The sequence below is a fragment of the Helicobacter trogontum genome (assembly GCF_000765905.2).
In the GTDB taxonomy this organism is placed as follows: domain Bacteria; phylum Campylobacterota; class Campylobacteria; order Campylobacterales; family Helicobacteraceae; genus Helicobacter_A; species Helicobacter_A trogontum.
In genome coordinates, this window is record NZ_JRPL02000009.1 from 40,948 (window position 1) to 59,716 (window position 18,769).

An 18,769-nucleotide genomic window follows, 5' to 3' on the forward strand; every position below is an offset into this window, starting at 1 on the left:
CCTTTTTTTAATTATTAATAGCACGTAAAAATTCTTGCTTTGCGTATTGTCGTATATCGCTAAATTCTGGCAATGTTAAATCTGTGTTTAGCAAATCATTACTTGGCGTACTATCAAGAAATTGAGTTACCTCTCGCGTATCTTTATTGACCGCTACTTGTCCTGATAATGACATTTTTTCATTGCCTGTGATTGGATTTTTTATTAAATGTGTTGGTTTGCCACCTATCTTTGCCCATGTCATTTTTGTAACAAGTCCTACATCATCGCGAATACCTGAATTGTACGCATAGCTCCCTACGCCTAAGCATAAAAACTCTGTTGGATTATAGTTATTTTGCTTACACCATTCATATATCTCTTGTGCACGATCTGTGCTAATGGCATCACCATAAATAATGCGCACTCTATCAAAACCAAAATATTCATTAACAAGCTGTATAACACCTTTTTGTATTCTAGGATCTTGTGATTTCTTATCGCCTGTTAAGATCAAAAATGGATCACCAGAATCTGGTCGTAACACGATAGGTTTTGGACGTGAAAGGATGAGGTTATAGGCTTCGTTATCTGTGCGTAAACGTTCGATTATATCCCACAGATTCCATGTATCAGAAACGATGGATACCATATCATTTGGGAATTGCTTCATAATGTGCTTGAAAGTCTCAAGCTCATTTGCCTGTCCGCCTAGACACATAACGCTATGCTCACTTGCAGGAATTGATCCTAACATACTGATGTTAGCCCCATAGTTTTCATATATATTTTGTAAAGCCATTATAGAATCTGTTCCTGAGAAAAAGAGAAGATGTCCCACACCTGAAGTATAACAATCCATAATGCCATTCATCCCACGTGCGGAAAAATCATGGAAATTAAAGCTTTCATCAAGATAACATCCCAAACAATCATATTCAATGCGTTTAAAGATAGCGGCTTGTGTCGCTACAAAACATGTCTTCCACAACATAGAGTTAAGATAGGTTTCGATAAAATTTACAAACCAACAATGCTCACTTTCAGTGCAATGAATTGAGATAATAGGTGTGTCATTTGCTATAAATGTTCCCTCTGGGACTGCTCGAAAGGTAATTGGCATAACTTCTGGTAATGCAAGCCATTTATCAATGAGAAATTTATAAGAATCGTCATTAGGATTAAGTTTCATAAAATCTGCATAGAGCAACTTTAGCCCATCTTCTAACTTTTTTTTATCCCATTGTATAAACTCACTGTATAAAGATTTGAGTTTGTTTATGGCTTGTCGCATACCAAACGCTACTATATGTCCATTTAAAGATTCTAGAGATAAACGAGGCTTCCTACAATAAAGCAGACTATATACTTCATCTACGTTTTTCGGATACATTGCCGCATGCGTGTATTTGTAGCAATCGGAAATAAAAAGTAATTGGGGATAGTGCATAAAAACTCCTTGTCTATCTTAGGGTAGGGTTTTAATTATAACCACATATTCAATTTATTGATGACCCAAATAGGCCTCATGCATGAGAATATCGCAATGCTTAATTTCTCAATCTTTATTCAAAACTCATTTAAAATATAGATTAGCTAAAAAATTCGTTTTTTATTGTCTGTTGTCATAAACTGCAGTTAAATTTTGATTTCTTGTTTATCACAACTTTTGTGGTGAGATCAAAACTCGCCTTTTTTGTAACGCTTAGTTTTGATCACCATTATGAATACATTGATAATTATTGTCTTTTCAGATTACTTGCTCATATCAGCACTAAAAACAACATCAACAATTGGCCAACTCAAATTCATATGACCAGGAGCGACTTCACTTAATGCTTTTAGAGCTTTTTGTGCATTACTAAAACCATCTAAGCTTAATCTCCCTCTAGCAATAAATTTACCATTTTTCGTATCTTCTATAGAATAAAATAGAGGAAATGTTACGCTTTCTTTATCAATAGTTAAAATCGCATTAATACTTCCTATATTATTGCCTTCTGTAATATTTTTAAATTCTACGCTGAAGTTACGTTTAGAGTTTAACACCTTAAAAAATGTCTCAATTATATTAGTAGTAATTACATCATCCCCCATATCAATATCATTAGGAGAAATTATAGCTCTAGCACCCTGCAGTTGCCCAGTAATAGTGCTGTTATTTTTTCCTAAATTATACTTAACCTTTTTAAAACTACCTTTGGTTCCGACCATATCAGGTGTTTTATAGCCTTCAAATTCTAGTTTAGCTGTGTTTATATTAATGCCTGCTGCAAAAAGTATAGTCGAACATGCATATAATGTAGTTAACATAATTTTCTTCATAACTTAACCCTTTTTTAAAAAATACTCCATAGAGTAGGCATGAATTTTAGGATAATTTTAATAACTAGTCAATAGCTAATAAAAATTAGGCATAACTTTTCTTCTGCTTTCTACTGGTAAAGATTATGCTATGACGCCCAATATTTCATCCTAGTTACGTTTTAATTCTAGTGTGTTAAGCAGAGTATTTGCCTCCTCTAAAAACTTACTATCTGTTGAAAAGTCAAAATACCTAAATTGCGCTCCACTTTGTAAAATTCCATCGAGCAAATCCCCACTATTGCGATATTTTAAGTCAAGTTCTGCAATATCAAAGCCACTCAAAGTTTTTGAAAAGCGTATCAACCTTTCATTTTGTGTTTGATGTGTGTAGAGATAACAATATCCCTTCAAGCCATTGCGACTTACACGACCGCGAAGTTGATGTAGACTTGCAAGTCCTAGTCGCTCTGCTCCGACAATGACAACAATGCTTAATTTTGGCAAAGAAATTCCAACTTCAATCATGGTTGTAGCAAGAAGTATCGCACTCTCTGTATTTGCAAATTGTTCCAACACTTCTTCTTTTTCCTTATCTTTGCCATGCGTACTAAATACGCGTGGAAAGTGTTTTGTCCAGTAGCTTTCAGCATCTTTTAATGACATGTATGGAATAGGTGCATAACGAGAATCTTTTATGGGTTTTTCGCTGCTTTCATCAGCTTCTTCAATGCGTGGATAAATGATTGCGATTTGATGACCCTTTGTAAGTTCTATTTGTATGTGTTCTAAGAGTTTCTTGAAGCCATTTTTATCAATAATTCTTGTATCAATATCTTTTTTAAATGGCAATTCTTTGATAAATGAAAAGGAGATTACATTGTTTTTTAGCATTGCCATTGTGCGTGGAATTGGCGTGGCTGAAAATTGTATATTGTGCGGTTTTGTGCGACCATACTCATCTTTTCCTTCTAGCATTTGCTCTAACTTGTTTCTTGCATTAGTGCCAAATCTGTGTTGTTCGTCTGTCATTACTAAAGCAAAATCCCGTAAATCCCCATCTCTATACAACAGTGCATGTGTACCTATGATAAAATCACCTTGTAACGGGTTTTTTCTCTCTTTTGGATTACTTGAAGCAATATAGCTTATGTTTATATGTTTTGGCAGATACTTTTTTGCTTCCTCAAAGAGTTGCTTAGCAAGAATGGTAGTTGGTGCCATAAGCATTGACTTCTGTGGATAAGCCAAAACAACACTTGCTAGAATCACCATTGTTTTCCCACAACCCACATCACCCATGACAATACGTCTACATGCAATCTGGCTTTTTAGATCTTCTTGTATGGTTTTTATGGCTTGCATCTGTGCATTTGTCAGGGTAAAGGGTAGAGAAGACAAGAAAGATTCTAAATCACCATGACAACGAAATTTTGAGCGAAATTGTGTTTTCTTTTTACGCAATCTTTGCGTATAGTCAAAGATCTCAATAAACTTTAAAGCGTCTTGAAAACTTTTTGGTAAAGCTTTTTCTTTATTATATTGTTTGAAAAATTCGTAATCAGGGTGAAAAATACTATAAATTTTATCACTATAATGCTTTGGTATGTGTGTGTTTGCAAGGGCTTCTTTTGTGATATGCTTTTGTAATTCTATGCTTTTTGTCATGCGTGTTTTAAATTGCATGGTAATTGCATGGGTTTTTGTTGGAATCTTTGGATTTACAAGAGTAGGGATTTGTATATTCATCACTCTATCGTACTGAAATTCAAGTGTGCCTAACACAAAAAGAGTTTTTTTCTCTCGAAATATTTGTGCGTGATATGGACGTGCATTAAAGATAATGATGCGTATAATAGAATCAAAACCCTTGCAAAAAGATTCTATAAAAAGGATATTATTATGCAACCGCTTCTGTTCTATAATAACTTCGAGTACACCCCGCTCACCCTGCTTAAGCTCAGTGATAGGGTAGGTTGTATCATAGGATTTTGGAATATTCTCTAAACAATAAGAAAGTAGAGCATGCAAATAGATTCCCTCTTATTTCGCCTGTCTTTGATAAAAGATTACATTAGCTTTTGATTCTACTTCTTCTCGCACTTTTTGTTCAGCTTCTTTAGCTTTATTCTTTGATATATATGGACCGATTAGGTATTTTGATTTTGCAACACCATCTTCCTCTGTTTTCAACACCCGATAATTATATTTTGCAATCTTATTTAAAAAACTTTGTGCTGGAGTTTGGGTGAAAACACCAACTTGTAAATAATATCCTTGCTCTGGTGCTTTACCTTGATTTGCACTGATGACATTATTTTGAGGTTTTGGTATGATGTTATCATTTTGTTTCTTATTATCTGTTTTTTCAGAATCCTTTGGCTTAGTTGACACTCCTTCTTTTTGCTTTAGAGGATCTGGTTTTGTAGGTTCGAGCTTTTTAGATTCTGTATTTTTCTTATCATTGTGTTGTTTTTCAAGATCTTTTGATGGTGCTTGAGGATGCATATTATTTTGAGGTTTTGGTATGATGTTATCATTTTGTTTCTTATTATCTGTTTTTTCAGAATCCTTTGGCTTAGTTGCCACTCCCTCTTTTTGCTTTAGAGGATCTGGTTTTGTAGGTTCGAGCTTTTTAGATTCTGTATTTTTCTTATCGTTGTGTTGTTTTTCAAGATCTCTTATGGCTGCCTGAAAACGTGCATCATTTTCAAGATCATCGTTTCCTGATGGTTTTGTATCAGTTGCAGACATAGAAGCAAAATTTGTCGCAGGTACGCCTAGTGGCGGAACATTTGACATTGGGTTATTTATTTGACTTTCATCTTCTTGTAGCTGTAGTGAAGCTTTATTTGTACCTAGATTTAGTGGGTTTTGAGAATCTAAGTTATGTGCATAAGGTAATGTTGCACTTTTTGGCTCATTCAGTGTAGATTCACCCTTATTTTGATTTTGCATGTCCTGCAATGGATTATCTCTAGTCATCACCCATGCAATGATCAAAAATACAGATATTAAGATAATGGCCACAATAGTTAAAAGTAGTAGCGTTTTTGTTTTATTTTTATTTCCGCTATCGCTTTGAAAAATATCATTAACAGGTTTATTATTGTCCTTCATTTTACCAGTCCTTAATTATATTCTAAATCCCATAATATTACATATGTCTTGCCCATGCACCACGTTCTTTTGCATAAACCTCGTAAGGCAATGCTAGGATATTAAACTGCGGTGGGACATCATTGGTTGGAAACATACGCCATTCAATAGGACATTTTGATGCAAGTTTCATAGAAAGATTCTTTGCTAGTCGTTTCCCTTCTTCCAAATCTGTATGTCCCTTATGTATGTACAAGTGCAAATGTCCAGGCGTCTTTGTATGATAAGCCGTAAAGTTGATAAAACCTTCATCACGCAACATAAGTTGTGCTCTATGATAGAATCTCTGCGGATCTCTGCCGTTATAATCAAACACAATATTTTCTACCTTATTGCCACGCAATATAAGGGAATGTGCGACAATAATCTCCTTGCGAAAATGTGCTTGTATCACTTGAGAAGTAAGCATAGAATCTACCCGCTCGAACTTATCATAGAATATGCGCCCATTATGAGTGAATTTCTGTCCTAAGCCCTTCGCTTTTGTATAGTAATAGCGTGTGTCAATTTTTATTAACTTAAGTTCCATTTCGGTCATTTGCTATTCCTCATTACGTTTAACTACTTCATCTAAGCATGTAATTGTAACATGCTTTAAGCAAGTTTTGCATTATAAAGTTGCAATAACAACGAAATTTTTCCTTGCAACTAGATGCAATTAAAAGATTGCCTTGTCATAAACAAGAAATTCCTTGCCAAGCTCTGCGATCTCAGCTTTTATCTTTTGCTGCAGTGCAGTATTATTGATATCGTTTAATATCTCTGCAATCTTATTGGCTATCCATTCAAACTCTTTTTCTTTCATGCCTCTTGCAGTGAGTGCGGGTGATCCGATTCTAACGCCACTTGTTACAAATGGTGAACGAGTTTCTCCTGGCACTGTGTTTTTATTGACAGTGATACCCGCATTACCTAATGCAATATCTGCATCTTTACCACTAAAATTTTTATTTAGGAAACTCATAAGCACTAAGTGATTATCTGTACCACCACTAACTAAATCAAAACCAGAATTAACTAGAACATCTGCTAGGACTTTAATATTTGCTTTCACCTGCTTTGCATATGTTTTCCACTCTGGTTTTAAGTTTTCACCAAAACCAATAGCTTTTCCTGCGATAACATGCATAAGTGGACCACCTTGCATACCCGGAAACACCATTTTATCAATTTTTTGTGCAATTTCTTCATTATTGGTCAAAATTACACCACCTCTAGGACCACGTAATGTTTTGTGTGTTGTTGTGCTAACAATATCGCAATATGGGAATGGGTTTGGATATTCTCCTGCCACAACAAGTCCTGCCACATGTGCAATGTCAGCCATAAGAATAGCACCTACAGAATCTGCAATTTCTCTAAACTTGGCAAAATCAAGTGTGCGAGTATAAGCAGAAAAACCACACACGATAATATTTGGTTTTACAACTTTTGCATATTCCATAACTTTATCATAATTAATGTAGCCATCGAGTTCAACACCATAGAAAAAGCTTTGATACATTTTGCCGCTCATGCTAACTTTTGCACCATGCGTTAAATGTCCACCATGACTTAAATCCATACCTAAAATCTTGTCATAAGGCTTCAGTAGTGCACCATAAATTGCTGCATTTGCCTGACTACCTGAGTGTGGTTGTACATTAGCGAATTTACAGCCAAAAAGTTTTTTTGCACGTTCAATCGCTAGAGATTCTATAGAATCTACAAACTCACAACCACCATAATATCTTTTACCTGGATAACCCTCTGCATATTTATTTGTCAAAATACTACCCATTGCCTCCATGACACTTGGAAAAGTGTAGTTTTCACTAGCAATCATTTCTAAATGTTCATTTTGTCGTTGCAATTCTTTTTGTATTAAAGAAAAAACTTCGGAATCTGCTGTCTGCATTGCGTAACTCATATTTGCTCCTCTTTTGTAATAGAATTATAATTTTCACTCACTGGTTTCATTGCAGGGAATAAAAGCACATCTTTGATAGATTTATTGTTTGTCAAAAGCATAACAAGCCTATCAATACCAATACCTTCACCTGCAGTGGGTGGCATGCCATGCCCCAATGCCCACACATAATCTTCATCCATATACTGCGCTTCTTCATCGCCCTTTTCTTTTTCGGCTACCTGTGCCTTAAAACGCTCAAGTTGATCGAGAGGATCATTGAGTTCTGAAAAGCCATTGGCAAGCTCTCGACCACCAATAAAAAATTCAAATCTATCGGCAATATTTGCATTTATGTCATTTCGTCTTGCAAGTGGACTAATTTCAATGGGGTATTCTGTGATAAACGTTGGATTAATAAGTTTGGATTCTACGAAGTTATCAAACGCTTCGCTTAACAACTTATCATGGCTTAGATTTGGTGCTATCTTAATATCATTTTGTTTTAAAAACTCACATAGTTTATCCGCATTTTCAACAATTTCTTGTGGAATCTTGCCTATTTTTACTAAAGATTCTCTATAAGTTATGACATTAAATTGTGTAAAGTCTATGAGCATATCGCCAAAAGGTAGCTGCTTTGGTAGTCCTAAGGATTCCAATAAATAATAGAATAGCTCTTTAGTGAGCATAATGAGATCTTCATAGGTATGATATGCCCAGTAAAATTCAATCATGCTAAATTCTGGATTATGACTATGATCTATACCCTCGTTACGGAAATTTCTATTAATCTCAAATACTGCTTCAAAACCACCTACAACCAATCGTTTTAAATATAACTCTGGAGCAATGCGTAAGTATCTCTCCACGTCAAGAGCGTTGTGATGAGTGATAAAGGGACGTGCATTCGCCCCACCAGGAATTGGGTGCAGCATAGGCGTTTCAACCTCTAAGAATCCCTTGCCCTCAAAGAATTTACGCACATGAGAAACTATTGCACTACGCATACGAAAAGTCTCTCTTACCTCACGATTAACGATTAAATCCAAATATCGTTGCCTATAACGCAACTCTATGTCACTTAGTCCATGAAATTTCTCTGGTAATGGCACAATAGATTTTGTTAGAATCTTAAATTCGAGTGCATGTAGGCTAAGCTCCCCTGTTTTTGTAACAAAAGGAAACCCATATACATTTACAATGTCACCAACCTCTAAATTTTTCTTTAGAATCTTAAAAAGCTCACCTAATTCATTTTGTGAAAAATAAATCTGCAAAATTGCATATTCATCTTCAATTTTTATAAAGCTTGCTTTACCCATAAGACGTAGAAACTTTACTCTACCTTTTACCCATACCTTAGAATTTTCATCTTTTTTCTCATCAGATTCTATATTTTTTAGTGTATCAAATTGCTCTAAAAAGCTTTTGTTATCGCAGGTTACTTTGCAGTCATTGCGGTATGGATTGAGATCTTGAGTTCTTAATGCTTGTGCTTTTTCAATTCTTTGTTGAATATAGACATTATTAAACATATATTCTCCTTTTAAAACTATTTTATTATATTCTTCACGGCTTCTGTAGCTGTTTCTTCAACTTGCATATATTGCTTCTGCAAGTCTTTTAAGGTTTCTATATTCATAATCTTTTCGGCAACTTCATACATTATAGGATAGCTTTTTGAACCTTCCGTTAAGTTTTTAATGGGTTCTTTTAAGAAGCCAACCTGTGTAAGTCCATATACAATAACACATAAAATCACAAAATACTTTAATGCCGAAAATACATAACCGCCAAAATAATTTATAACCGCAATCTCTGGCAAAATCACAACAAAACGTGCAATAATCACACCAAGAACAAGAAAGCCAATCCATACACATGCAAGAATGAGAATAAAAGTAAGCATAAATAATACATGTTTGTTCTCAAAGCTTAATCCTGCAAGTTCAATATAACGTGCTCCTTCCACACAATATCGCGAGGCAAAGTAGATTCCAAGCACAATACCAATAACACCCATAATTTCATGGATAAGCCCATTTTTAAGCCCACGCAAACCGAGCACTGCAACAATAATAACAACGCAAATATCTACATAATGCTTTGTCTCCATATATATCCCCAACCCTCTAACTTAAATTCGTATGAACTTCGTCTAAAATAGCCATAACACCATTTTTCTTTAATGTATTAATCATATCTTGAATCGCATATTCAACCTCACCTTTATTGCATATTCGCATTTCAGTAAGGACTTGTGTTGCCTCTAGGTTGCCAACGATGCATTGAATCTGAATTTCTTTTGAATCAAGAATTTGCGCATGTACGCCAATAGGGGACTGACAACCGCCATTAAGTAATTGTATAAAAGCTCTTTCAATATTGCAACATAATGCACTTTTAGAATCATGTAGTGATTCTAAAACCTTCATAATAGCCTGATCTCTAAAATCTGATGAATATTTAGGATCTCTACACTCAATGCCAAGAGAGCCTTGTCCCATAGCAGGGACAAATTGATCGGTTTGTAGATGCGAGATAAATCCAATTTCATCTTTTAAATCGAGACGATTTAATCCTGCACTAGCCAAAATAATTGCATCAAATTCACCTTGACGTAATTTTTCTAGCCTTGTTTGCACATTACCCCTCAAGCTTTGGGTGTCTAAGTCTTGCCTTATACGTTTAAGTTGCATACTACGACGAAGCGATGTTGTCCCTACTTTTGCACCTTGCGGTAATGAGGCGATATCAGCATATTTTTCACTCACAAAGCAATCTCTTGCATCTTCTCTTTGTGTAATGGAAACAAGCATTAATTGTGGTGGAATAGCAATTGGAACATCTTTTAGTGAATGCACAGCAAAGTCAATCTCACCACTTAGTAGTTCAGCTTCTAGTTCTTTTGTAAAAAGTCCTTTGCCACCTATTTTTGCAAGTGGTGCATCAAGGATTTTATCACCTTTTGTTTTGATAGCTTTGAGCACAACTTGAAAGCCAAGCAGTTCTAATTTTTCTTTGATGTGATTTGCCTGCCACAAAGCCAAGAGAGAGCCACGTGTGCCAAGCACAAGGGGTTTTTCTTGCACCACATCGCTATATCGTTGTGCTATCATACTATCCTCCCAAATAAAACGCATATTATAATACATAATTTTTAAAAATAAGTGTTTTTGCTAAAAATCAAAAATAAAGCCATTGCCTTACAATCTTGATATAAAGAGTAGTGCTGTAAGTTAGGTTTATATGCGTATATGTTGCAAGAATCTTTCAAGAATGAAGAGAAGGTTTTAATCTTGCGTATTTAAATGCTTGTGATTTGCACATAGAATTTAAGCATCTTACAAAAATCATCATTTGAGTTCTGCCCAAGTGTTTCCTATAGATAGATTACACACAAGAGGCACATTTAAGGTGTAGATATTTTCCATAATATCCTTAATTTTTTTGGCTAGAGATTCTGCAATATCCTCTTTGACTTCAAAAATCAATTCATCATGCACTTGTAAAAGCATAGAACAATTGCCATTATATAACATGACTATTTGCTTATAAATCTCATTCATGCTAAGTTTTATTAAGTCGGCAGCACTGCCTTGAAAAATCGTATTCACACCCTCGCGTAAAAAATTTGCACGCATAAATTCAGTTGCATTAAAAAAATCAAAATACCTTTTCCGTCCTAGTAAAGTCATGCTATATCCCTTTGTCAAAATAGCATCTTTTTGTGATTCTAAAAATTGCTTTACGCTTGGAAATGTAGCAAAATAGTTTTCAATATAGTGTTTTGCTTCATTTTGTGTGATACTTAGAGTTTGTGATAGCTTTCTTGCACCCATACCATAAATTAAACCGAAATTAATAGATTTTGCAATGCTTCGTAAAAGTGAAAAATCTTTATTTTGAGTGTCTTTGAAAAGCAATTTCGCGGTTTCTGCATGGATATCCGCATTATGATGAAAAGATTCTAAAAGCACTTTATCACAACTAAAATGTGCCAATAATCGCAACTCTATTTGTGAGTAATCAAGGCTTAAAAGTTTATAACCATCCCTACTTACAAAACCTTTGCGAATACTTCTTCCTATCTCGCTACGCACGGGGATGTTTTGAAGATTTGGAGATTTTGAGCTTAGTCTGCCTGTGTTGGTCCCTGTTTGCAAAAATGTTGTATAGATTCTATTCTCATTTTTGCCTAGTTTCAATATAGGCTCAATATAGGTGCTAAAAAGCTTGAAAACCTCTCTGTATTCAAGTAATAAGGGTATAACTGGATGAGAATCTTTTAGAGCAAGTAATGTTGTTTCATCGGTGCTATAACCGCTTTTTCCCTTGCGTTTTGCATCAAGCTTTAATGTATCAAATAAGATTTCTGCCACCTGTTTTGGTGAATTAAGATTAAAGGATACTCCAGCTTTTTCATAGATTGTTTGTTGTAATTGTTGCAGGGTATGACTAAAGGTAGTTTTTAGATTTTTAAAATATGTATGATCTATAGCAATACCAGAATCTTCCATAGCACAGAGTGTATGTATGAAAGGAAACTCTAAATCTTTAGCCAATTGAAATAATTGTGAATGAAGGGTATTTTTTAGATAATAATAAAGTTGCAATGTAGCAGCAGCATCCTCTGCAGCATAGCGACTAGCAAGTTCAATATCAATAGAATCAAAGGTTGCTTTCTTAGGAACAACATCGCTAAATGCTATCATGGTGTGATTGAAATGCTTTTTCATAAGATTGTCTAAGCTTACACTTTGACTTGGATCATCAAGCCATGCAAGTAACATGGAGTCGTGCGGAATATGCGTGGGTTTTATACCAAAATTATGCCATGCTATATGTAGATCAAACTTAATATTATGACCTACAAGTTGGTGTTTAAAGAGTATTTCTAATGCTTTTTTTGCATCACTTTGTGAGATTTGTTTTGTCTTATTTGTATGTGTGGAATCTAGATCACTTTTACATGGGGTGTCTGAAAAAAGTGAGAAATCTTTATTGGAATCTAGATGAGATGGTTTGCACTCTTTAGCATGACTAACACAAGAAGTTAGATTTTGTTGTGAATTTGTAGAGAGTGTGGATGTTTTAGAATCTAAATTGTCATGTGTGGTGCCTTGTGAGTTTTCATCAGTGCATACATTATCAAATAGTGAGAGTTGTGTTTGTGATGTTATATTAAAGAGGTTTTGTGCTTGTTCTTTTGCAGTGTGCAATCCTCTTTCTCTTTGTATCCCACCATGCAAAAATGGCACATAATAGGCATTTTTCATATCAAAGCAAAAGCTAAATCCAACCATGTCTGCCACTCTAACATCCAATCCATTCGTTTCGCAGTCAAATGCAACCAAACCTTCTTGTGGAATAGATTCTAATAATTCAAAAAGCTCTTTAGAATCTGTGATTAAATGTGGGGTGTAATGAAAAGTTGGCTCTGCTAAATTTTGTGCCACCTCATTTGCTTGGAGATTTATTGTTGTAGTTGCATGATTATTCTTAGTATAATTCCTTGCTTCAAAGTCTTTATAATCTAGGCAATTATCTGTAATTGTTGCCGCAGTATTTTTGTCAGTATTTTTTAAAGAATCTAGATTCTTTGTATCCATTATTGAAGGTGTGTTGTTTGTATGTTGTGTATTATTATGCTGCGTGTGTTTTGGTAATATTTTTTGTAAAATTCTTTGTAGCTCATAAGACTCTAATTCGTCTTTAATGGCAAGTAAAGGTGAAGATTCAAACTCATTTTTCTTGCTTAAAAAATCATAATCTTGCAATAAATCTGTGCATAAGGTTACAAGTGTCCTGCTTATAAAGGCTTCATCCTTATGTTCTTTTATAAGTCCTGCTGTGCGTTTGCCAAGCAGTGATACCACTCTTTCATAGTCTTGCTCTATGGTATCATATAAAGTTTCTAGGCTTTTAAAATGCGTTAGAATATTTTGTGCACCTTTTGGACCAATACCCTTAATACCAGGCACATTATCACTAGAATCCCCAACAATACTTTGATACATAATAAAATCATGCGGTAAAACCCCAAACTTTTCATAACATTCTTTTTGTGTGATTGGTTGCTTTTTGGCGTAATCAAAGATGTGGATTCCATCGTTAATAAGCTGATATAAGTCCTTATCATGGCTGATGATTTGCACATTGAAGCCATCTTTTTTTGCAAGTGTAGCAAGGGTTGCTATGCAGTCATCAGCTTCATAACCTTGTAGTGAGAGTGTGGGTAAGCCCATTTTTTCTAGCCATGTTATTGCGACTGGTAGTTGCAATAAAAGATCTTGTGGGGCTTCTTTTCTGTTCGCTTTATATTGGGGATAAAACTCTTTTCGTCTATTTATCCCACTGCCCTCAAGTGTAAAAATAATACATGAATTTTTATGTTCTTTATAGAGATTAAAAATAAGTGTTGCAAAACCTGTGAGTAGTGAAGTTGGAAAATGCTTTGAATTATGCAATGGTGGCAGTGCATAATAGCTACGAAAAAAGAAGCCAAAAGTATCAACAAGAATAACTTCTAGATTATTGGTTTGCATATCATTCCTTTTGTATGAGATTGCAATGTGAAATCATGATGCATATGATTGTAAATCCATGCTTCATAATGTAAGACTTTATTGCTACGGAGCTAAATTATAGCATAAATGAAAATATGAGTTTTTAAAGCACTTTATCAAATGATGGTAACTTATGGGCTTGTAACTTGATATTTGCCTTTAATCTCATGAGCTTTAAGTTTAAGAATCAAATTGAATCTGGTGTTATATAACATAATTTTTTAGGTGTGTTGCTGGTTTTTACTTATCTCACAGCCTTACTAAAAAATTCTTACTTTTTGCATATGCTCGTGGCCAACAATATTTTCTTATATTATACATTGGGTTTGAATATCTATTAAAAAATAGAAGATATAGCTAGATGAGCTATTAGCCATAAAGGAAGCTTATATGCTTATAATTTATGGCATATCCCTAAATAATCTTGTTTAAAAATTACTTATTAGAATGGAATTTAGAATCTAAAAAGGTTTTAACACAACAAGATATACAATAATAAGCATAAATAATGTTGGAATCTCATTGAAAATTCGGAAAAATCGCCCACTTTTATAACATGATTCTAAAAGCTTTTTACGATAGAATCCACAACAAAAATGATACACTAAAAGCAACAAAACAAGTGTGAACTTTGCATGTATCCAACCACCACTTTTCATAATCCCAGGCACAGCCAATGTAATCAAAGAGCCACTGATTAAAACAGCAATCATAGCTGGATAGCCAATAGCATAATACAACCTCTTCTCCTGCAACTCCACAACATTTCTAAATGCAACATTGTTATACTGCTCTGCATGATAGACAAACAAACGTGGCAAATAAAACAGCATAGCCATCCACGTAATGACAGAAGCTATATGAAATACCTTGATATAGTCATAATAGTCTTGTAGCATAGTCTCCCTTCTCTCTTTGGCACATAAAAGTTTTTAATTAGCCTATTCTATCCTAAAAGTTTAAGGTTTAGATTAAGAAGCAATCATTAGAAAATATAAAACCTACTCTAACATGATTATAAACTTTTTCACACTAATCTAATGAAGTAAAAGTAAGACTTTTGCTCTAGCTAAAAGTAAATATATGGAAGTTGTATGTCTAAATAATTAGAATTTTAAAAGGTAATTGCTTGATCTTATTGGCTTTGGGCTCACATATGCTCAAGATATGATACAACAGATTCTGTGATATCAACATTGAGATAAACTGATAAAACGAATTTCTATATAGAATCTATCTTGTATCACCAAAGATTAAGAGATCTTTTTGGCACTATAATCTCTTGTTATGACACATTCTTCTCGATCTACACTATCTATACTAGGGTAACATATCCATTACATCTCCTAAAAAATAAATGATCTATTATATCAAAATACAATGAGGTAGATTCTCAATGAGTTATAAAACACAAGCAAACCCAGTAAAAACCAAAAACTTTTGATAAAATTGCAATGAAATTTAGATGGAAATTAGACATAAGGCATGATTATGAGCGACGCACAGCACATTCCAAATAACAAAAATCTTAATATAAATAATATAGCCCTTGATGATTCTTTGTTTGAGAGTTTTATACAAGAATGCTTACAAGCAAAAATGCAAGATTCACAAAGCAATAACCCACTCTATCCATTAGTCATACAAACACGATATGCACTCACACAAAGTGCACCTTTAAGCTCACAAAATAAAAACACTATAGATCGTCTTTTGCAAGATATTGATAAGCCTATGAAAGTAGCTATTATAGGGCAGTTTAGCAGCGGAAAAAGCACTTTTTTAAATGCTCTCTTGGGAAAAGAGATATTGCCTAGTGGCATTACACCCGTTACTGCAAAAGTGTGTGAGATTACTTATGGTGAAGAAGTTGGGCTTGAGATTCATTATAAAAACAACACAATTGTAAATAAACCTATCAATTATTTAAGCGAAGTCGATGAGGTGGAGAATTTAAAAATTTCATATTATAAGCTATTTGTGCCTTTGGAACTTTTAAAGGAGGTTAGTTTCCTTGATACACCAGGGTTTAATTCACAAAATGAAAGCGATACAGAAACTACAAATGCGATTTTAGAATCTGTTGATGGTATTATTTGGCTTACACTTATTGATAATGTTGGTAAAAATAGTGAAAAAGAAATATTACAAAATCATGTAAAAAGGTATGCACACAAAAGCCTCTGCGTATTGAATCAAAAAGATAGATTAAAAAATGCAGAAGAAATTAAAACGAGCATAGAATATGCAAAACGAGCATTTGAAGGCTTCTTTGAAGAAGTGATTGCGATCTCAGCAAAACAAGCACTTGATTCTATCAATATCACTCAAAACGATAATAAAGATAATGCGTTCTTTAATGTAGGCATTTTATCAAACTGCAACGCAGAATCTCAACATAAACATACGAGGTATAATCTGCAAACCGACAATAAGGTAGCACAAGAGCTCTTTGAAGATTCTAATATCAGCGCAGTTTTAGATTTTATTTATAATATTATCCGTCCAAAAGCTATTCAGGCCAAAGAATATAGAATCTTACGTGAGTTACGCACTCTTATCGTGCGGGAGAAATGGAAGCTACACAAGATAAATCTAGCATATAAAGAGCTGTATTCGCTACTTAATGTATTCACGCAAAAACTCAATTTTAATGCTCTGCAAAGCGATTTAGAAAAAAGCTTCCATAAGCTTTTTGGGAGCCTAGAAATACAATTTGATTCTATAGCACAAAAAATCTTTAATAGTTTTGAGTTAAAGCCTGTTGAAATTGTGCGTGAGACAAAGAACTTTATTGGTATGAAATCACATATTACACAAACAAAAGAAGTGAATATCCTACCAAAAGAAAAGCTCATGAGTGAGTTATGTAATAACGATAATATATATGCTCGAGAGATACGAAAATTAGGCTTTATGTTTAGTGAATTTGGCAGTGAATTTGGTGCGTTTATTGATACACAGAAAGCAGAGTTTTGTAATACCTTGGAGTTTTGGCGAGAGAATGCCTTGCAATCGTTAGCTCTTGCTTACTCAAGCGATATGGCAGTGAGTGATGGTATAATAGAGCGGCACTTTAGAATTGAAGTATTAGATAGTGAAATTGCAAATGATTACAAAGATGTATTGACACATTGTGTTCAGGCTTTGCAAAATGAGTTGATGCATTTAGCGCAATTGCTTAACCTAAACTTTCAAAATACAATCATGCTTTGTTTGCAAAAACTCCATTTTGAAGTAGAAAACGCCCTTACAAAACACAGGACAAACCCAGATGCACTTCCGCTTTATAATCCAACGTTGGAAAATGTGCGAGATCTTATTAACCTTGGTTTGCATTATTTGCTTTATCAAGAAAAATTAAGTCTAAACTTCCCTTTATACAAAAAGACGCTTTGGCAAATTCAGCAAAATCTTACAAAAGTATATGAAGAAAAATATAAAATTATTCGGTCATGGATAAAGAAAAACCAACAAAAATATGATATTTTAGAACAATGCGAGTTAGAATTAAAAAATTATAACAATAAAAACTAATATTTGTAAGTGTCAAATAGATGAAGAGTATATAAGATGGTAGAACCCACCTTATTCTTTAAAGGAAGATAATGTGAAAGAATGTTCTTAACTTAACCCAAAACTATCAAAGGAGAACCTTTCTTGTAAGAACACATAATCATGTAATATGATTACGATTAGAAGTATAGCTAAAGAAAGCTTAAATATAGATTAAAAATAATAATGATTATTAATTTTCTAAAAATTAATACAATATTTTTGTGTCATCTCTATAAAGATTTCACAACAATACCATTAAAATAGGCTTTCACTAAGATAAGCACAATCTAAAATATCCTAAAAGCATGTTATAATTATTTCATTCTAAAAGGGATGTTGTGTGAAAGGGGTATGTATGAAAAGATTTGTCTATGTATTATGTCTAAGCTCTTTTATGATTATGCAGGCAAATGCACTCAAAGAATGTCAAAATGATCAAGATAAAATAAGTGGGTGCGTTGAAAAAGGTTATGATGCAAATGGTAATTTAAGAGCAGAAACTCCATATCAAAATGGCAAGAGACATGGTATTGAAAAATTTTATTATGAAAACGGTAAGTTAAGAGCAGAGCTGCCATATCAAAGTGGCAAGGCACAAGATATCTCAAAAACTTATTATGAAAGTGGTAATTTAGAATCAGAACTTCCATATCAAAATGACACAGTACATGGTATTGCAAAAGCTTATGATGAAAATGGAGATCTGATGCTAGAAATCGTATATAAAGATGGTGCAGCAATCTCTGGGAAGTGTGCAAATGGCAAAAAGCTCACAAGTGCAGATCTGCATAATTTTACCAATGGAGATGGAGTAAGTTGTAATTAGTCAAAAAAGCTTGATGATCTTTATAAAGAAGTCCTAATATAGGCTATCTTATCCTGCACACTCGCATTACTTCGTAAAAACCTCTGCTTCTCCCTCTCTTTTGCATGTTTTATAATATCATTTAAATCTGATGTAAACTCATTTACATTATGATAAGACTGACACACTCTTAGCTTTTGTTTCCACCTATCTCCTTGTTGCACTCTATTATAGATCTCTTGCAAGTTGTAGGCTATTATAGACACTTTCATTTTTTGTTTTGTTGTGATTTAAGCTGACAAATATTTCCCTTTCTCTTATAATCATACAATTAAAATTTTTATCAATACATATACAATCTATGTTTGTTCTCTTGCACCATGCTTCTAGCCTTATCATAGCTAATAAAACTTTGAATATTCAAAGATTACTAAAACTAATTGTTGCACATAAAGGTTTTATGTAGGGTAATATTAATATGAGAGTGCAGAATGATTACGCGTG

General features: G+C 33.9%; 14 protein-coding genes. 2 read left to right on the top strand and 12 right to left on the bottom strand.

Features of this window, described 5'->3' with window-relative positions:
* Nucleotides 1–7 precede the first annotated feature (7 nt).
* The 11 genes from LS81_RS05215 to hemJ form a co-directional block, all read right to left on the bottom strand.
* On the bottom strand, nt 8–1,429 hold the full coding sequence (locus LS81_RS05215; protein WP_034346715.1) for a nicotinamide phosphoribosyltransferase domain-containing protein: 1,422 nt from the start codon (nt 1,427–1,429) through the stop codon (nt 8–10).
* Nucleotides 1,430–1,734: 305 nt separating this feature from the next.
* Nucleotides 1,735–2,304 (bottom strand): hypothetical protein, encoded by a 570-nt coding sequence (locus LS81_RS05220; RefSeq protein ID WP_034316666.1) that lies wholly within the window; start codon nt 2,302–2,304, stop codon nt 1,735–1,737.
* Nucleotides 2,305–2,454: 150 nt separating this feature from the next.
* Nucleotides 2,455–4,314, bottom strand: a complete 1,860-nt coding sequence (gene recG, locus LS81_RS05225) for an ATP-dependent DNA helicase RecG (protein WP_034346717.1) — start codon at nt 4,312–4,314, stop codon at nt 2,455–2,457.
* Between the two features lie 12 nt (nt 4,315–4,326).
* On the bottom strand, nt 4,327–5,403 hold the full coding sequence (locus LS81_RS05230; RefSeq protein ID WP_104696441.1) for an SPOR domain-containing protein: 1,077 nt from the start codon (nt 5,401–5,403) through the stop codon (nt 4,327–4,329).
* 37 nt (nt 5,404–5,440) lie between these two features.
* The gene (locus tag LS81_RS05235; RefSeq protein WP_034346720.1) at nt 5,441–5,980 is read right to left on the bottom strand and encodes a DUF1882 domain-containing protein; all 540 of its coding nucleotides are present in this window, start codon (nt 5,978–5,980) and stop codon (nt 5,441–5,443) included.
* Between the two features lie 120 nt (nt 5,981–6,100).
* Complete coding sequence (locus LS81_RS05240) at nt 6,101–7,351, bottom strand: serine hydroxymethyltransferase (RefSeq protein ID WP_034346721.1); 1,251 nt, start codon at nt 7,349–7,351, stop codon at nt 6,101–6,103.
* Complete coding sequence (lysS, locus tag LS81_RS05245; protein ID WP_034346722.1) at nt 7,348–8,868, bottom strand: lysine--tRNA ligase; 1,521 nt, start codon at nt 8,866–8,868, stop codon at nt 7,348–7,350. Before lysS ends, LS81_RS05240 begins: the two co-directional genes overlap by 4 nt.
* Nucleotides 8,869–8,885: 17 nt before the next feature.
* Nucleotides 8,886–9,449: a CvpA family protein gene (locus tag LS81_RS05250; RefSeq protein ID WP_052096566.1), complete on the bottom strand. Its 564-nt coding sequence runs from the start codon at nt 9,447–9,449 to the stop codon at nt 8,886–8,888.
* A 16-nt stretch (nt 9,450–9,465) separates the two neighbouring features.
* Nucleotides 9,466–10,452 (bottom strand): hydroxymethylbilane synthase, encoded by a 987-nt coding sequence (gene hemC, locus LS81_RS05255; RefSeq protein ID WP_034346724.1) that lies wholly within the window; start codon nt 10,450–10,452, stop codon nt 9,466–9,468.
* Nucleotides 10,453–10,689: 237 nt separating this feature from the next.
* Nucleotides 10,690–13,881, bottom strand: a complete 3,192-nt coding sequence (gene polA / locus LS81_RS05260; protein WP_034346725.1) for a DNA polymerase I — start codon at nt 13,879–13,881, stop codon at nt 10,690–10,692.
* Nucleotides 13,882–14,363: 482 nt separating this feature from the next.
* Nucleotides 14,364–14,801, bottom strand: coding sequence for a protoporphyrinogen oxidase HemJ (gene hemJ, locus LS81_RS05265; protein ID WP_034346727.1), 438 nt, complete (start codon nt 14,799–14,801; stop codon nt 14,364–14,366).
* Between the two features lie 592 nt (nt 14,802–15,393).
* On the opposite strand from hemJ, the gene LS81_RS05270 reads away from it, so the two are divergent.
* Together LS81_RS05270 and LS81_RS05275 are read left to right on the top strand one after the other, a co-directional pair.
* Nucleotides 15,394–17,439: a dynamin family protein gene (locus LS81_RS05270; protein ID WP_052096567.1), complete on the top strand. Its 2,046-nt coding sequence runs from the start codon at nt 15,394–15,396 to the stop codon at nt 17,437–17,439.
* A gap of 376 nt (nt 17,440–17,815) precedes the next feature.
* Nucleotides 17,816–18,286, top strand: coding sequence for a toxin-antitoxin system YwqK family antitoxin (locus LS81_RS05275; protein ID WP_104696440.1), 471 nt, complete (start codon nt 17,816–17,818; stop codon nt 18,284–18,286).
* A gap of 20 nt (nt 18,287–18,306) precedes the next feature.
* On the opposite strand, the gene LS81_RS05280 is transcribed toward LS81_RS05275, so the two are convergent.
* Nucleotides 18,307–18,537, bottom strand: coding sequence for a hypothetical protein (locus LS81_RS05280; RefSeq protein ID WP_034346729.1), 231 nt, complete (start codon nt 18,535–18,537; stop codon nt 18,307–18,309).
* Between the last annotated feature and the right edge of the window lie 232 nt (nt 18,538–18,769).

Coding starts and splice junctions, on each gene's coding strand:
- hemC (WP_034346724.1), bottom strand. CDS start 10,452: ATGATAGCACAACGATATAGCGATGTGGTGCAAGAAAAACCCCTTGTG.
- hemJ (WP_034346727.1), bottom strand. CDS start 14,801: ATGCTACAAGACTATTATGACTATATCAAGGTATTTCATATAGCTTCT.
- LS81_RS05280 (WP_034346729.1), bottom strand. CDS start 18,537: ATGAAAGTGTCTATAATAGCCTACAACTTGCAAGAGATCTATAATAGA.
- LS81_RS05235 (WP_034346720.1), bottom strand. CDS start 5,980: ATGACCGAAATGGAACTTAAGTTAATAAAAATTGACACACGCTATTAC.
- lysS (WP_034346722.1), bottom strand. CDS start 8,868: ATGTTTAATAATGTCTATATTCAACAAAGAATTGAAAAAGCACAAGCA.
- LS81_RS05215 (WP_034346715.1), bottom strand. CDS start 1,429: ATGCACTATCCCCAATTACTTTTTATTTCCGATTGCTACAAATACACG.
- LS81_RS05240 (WP_034346721.1), bottom strand. CDS start 7,351: ATGAGTTACGCAATGCAGACAGCAGATTCCGAAGTTTTTTCTTTAATA.
- LS81_RS05250 (WP_052096566.1), bottom strand. CDS start 9,449: ATGGAGACAAAGCATTATGTAGATATTTGCGTTGTTATTATTGTTGCA.
- LS81_RS05220 (WP_034316666.1), bottom strand. CDS start 2,304: ATGAAGAAAATTATGTTAACTACATTATATGCATGTTCGACTATACTT.
- LS81_RS05270 (WP_052096567.1), top strand. CDS start 15,394: ATGAGCGACGCACAGCACATTCCAAATAACAAAAATCTTAATATAAAT.
- polA (WP_034346725.1), bottom strand. CDS start 13,881: ATGCAAACCAATAATCTAGAAGTTATTCTTGTTGATACTTTTGGCTTC.
- LS81_RS05275 (WP_104696440.1), top strand. CDS start 17,816: ATGAAAAGATTTGTCTATGTATTATGTCTAAGCTCTTTTATGATTATG.
- LS81_RS05230 (WP_104696441.1), bottom strand. CDS start 5,403: ATGAAGGACAATAATAAACCTGTTAATGATATTTTTCAAAGCGATAGC.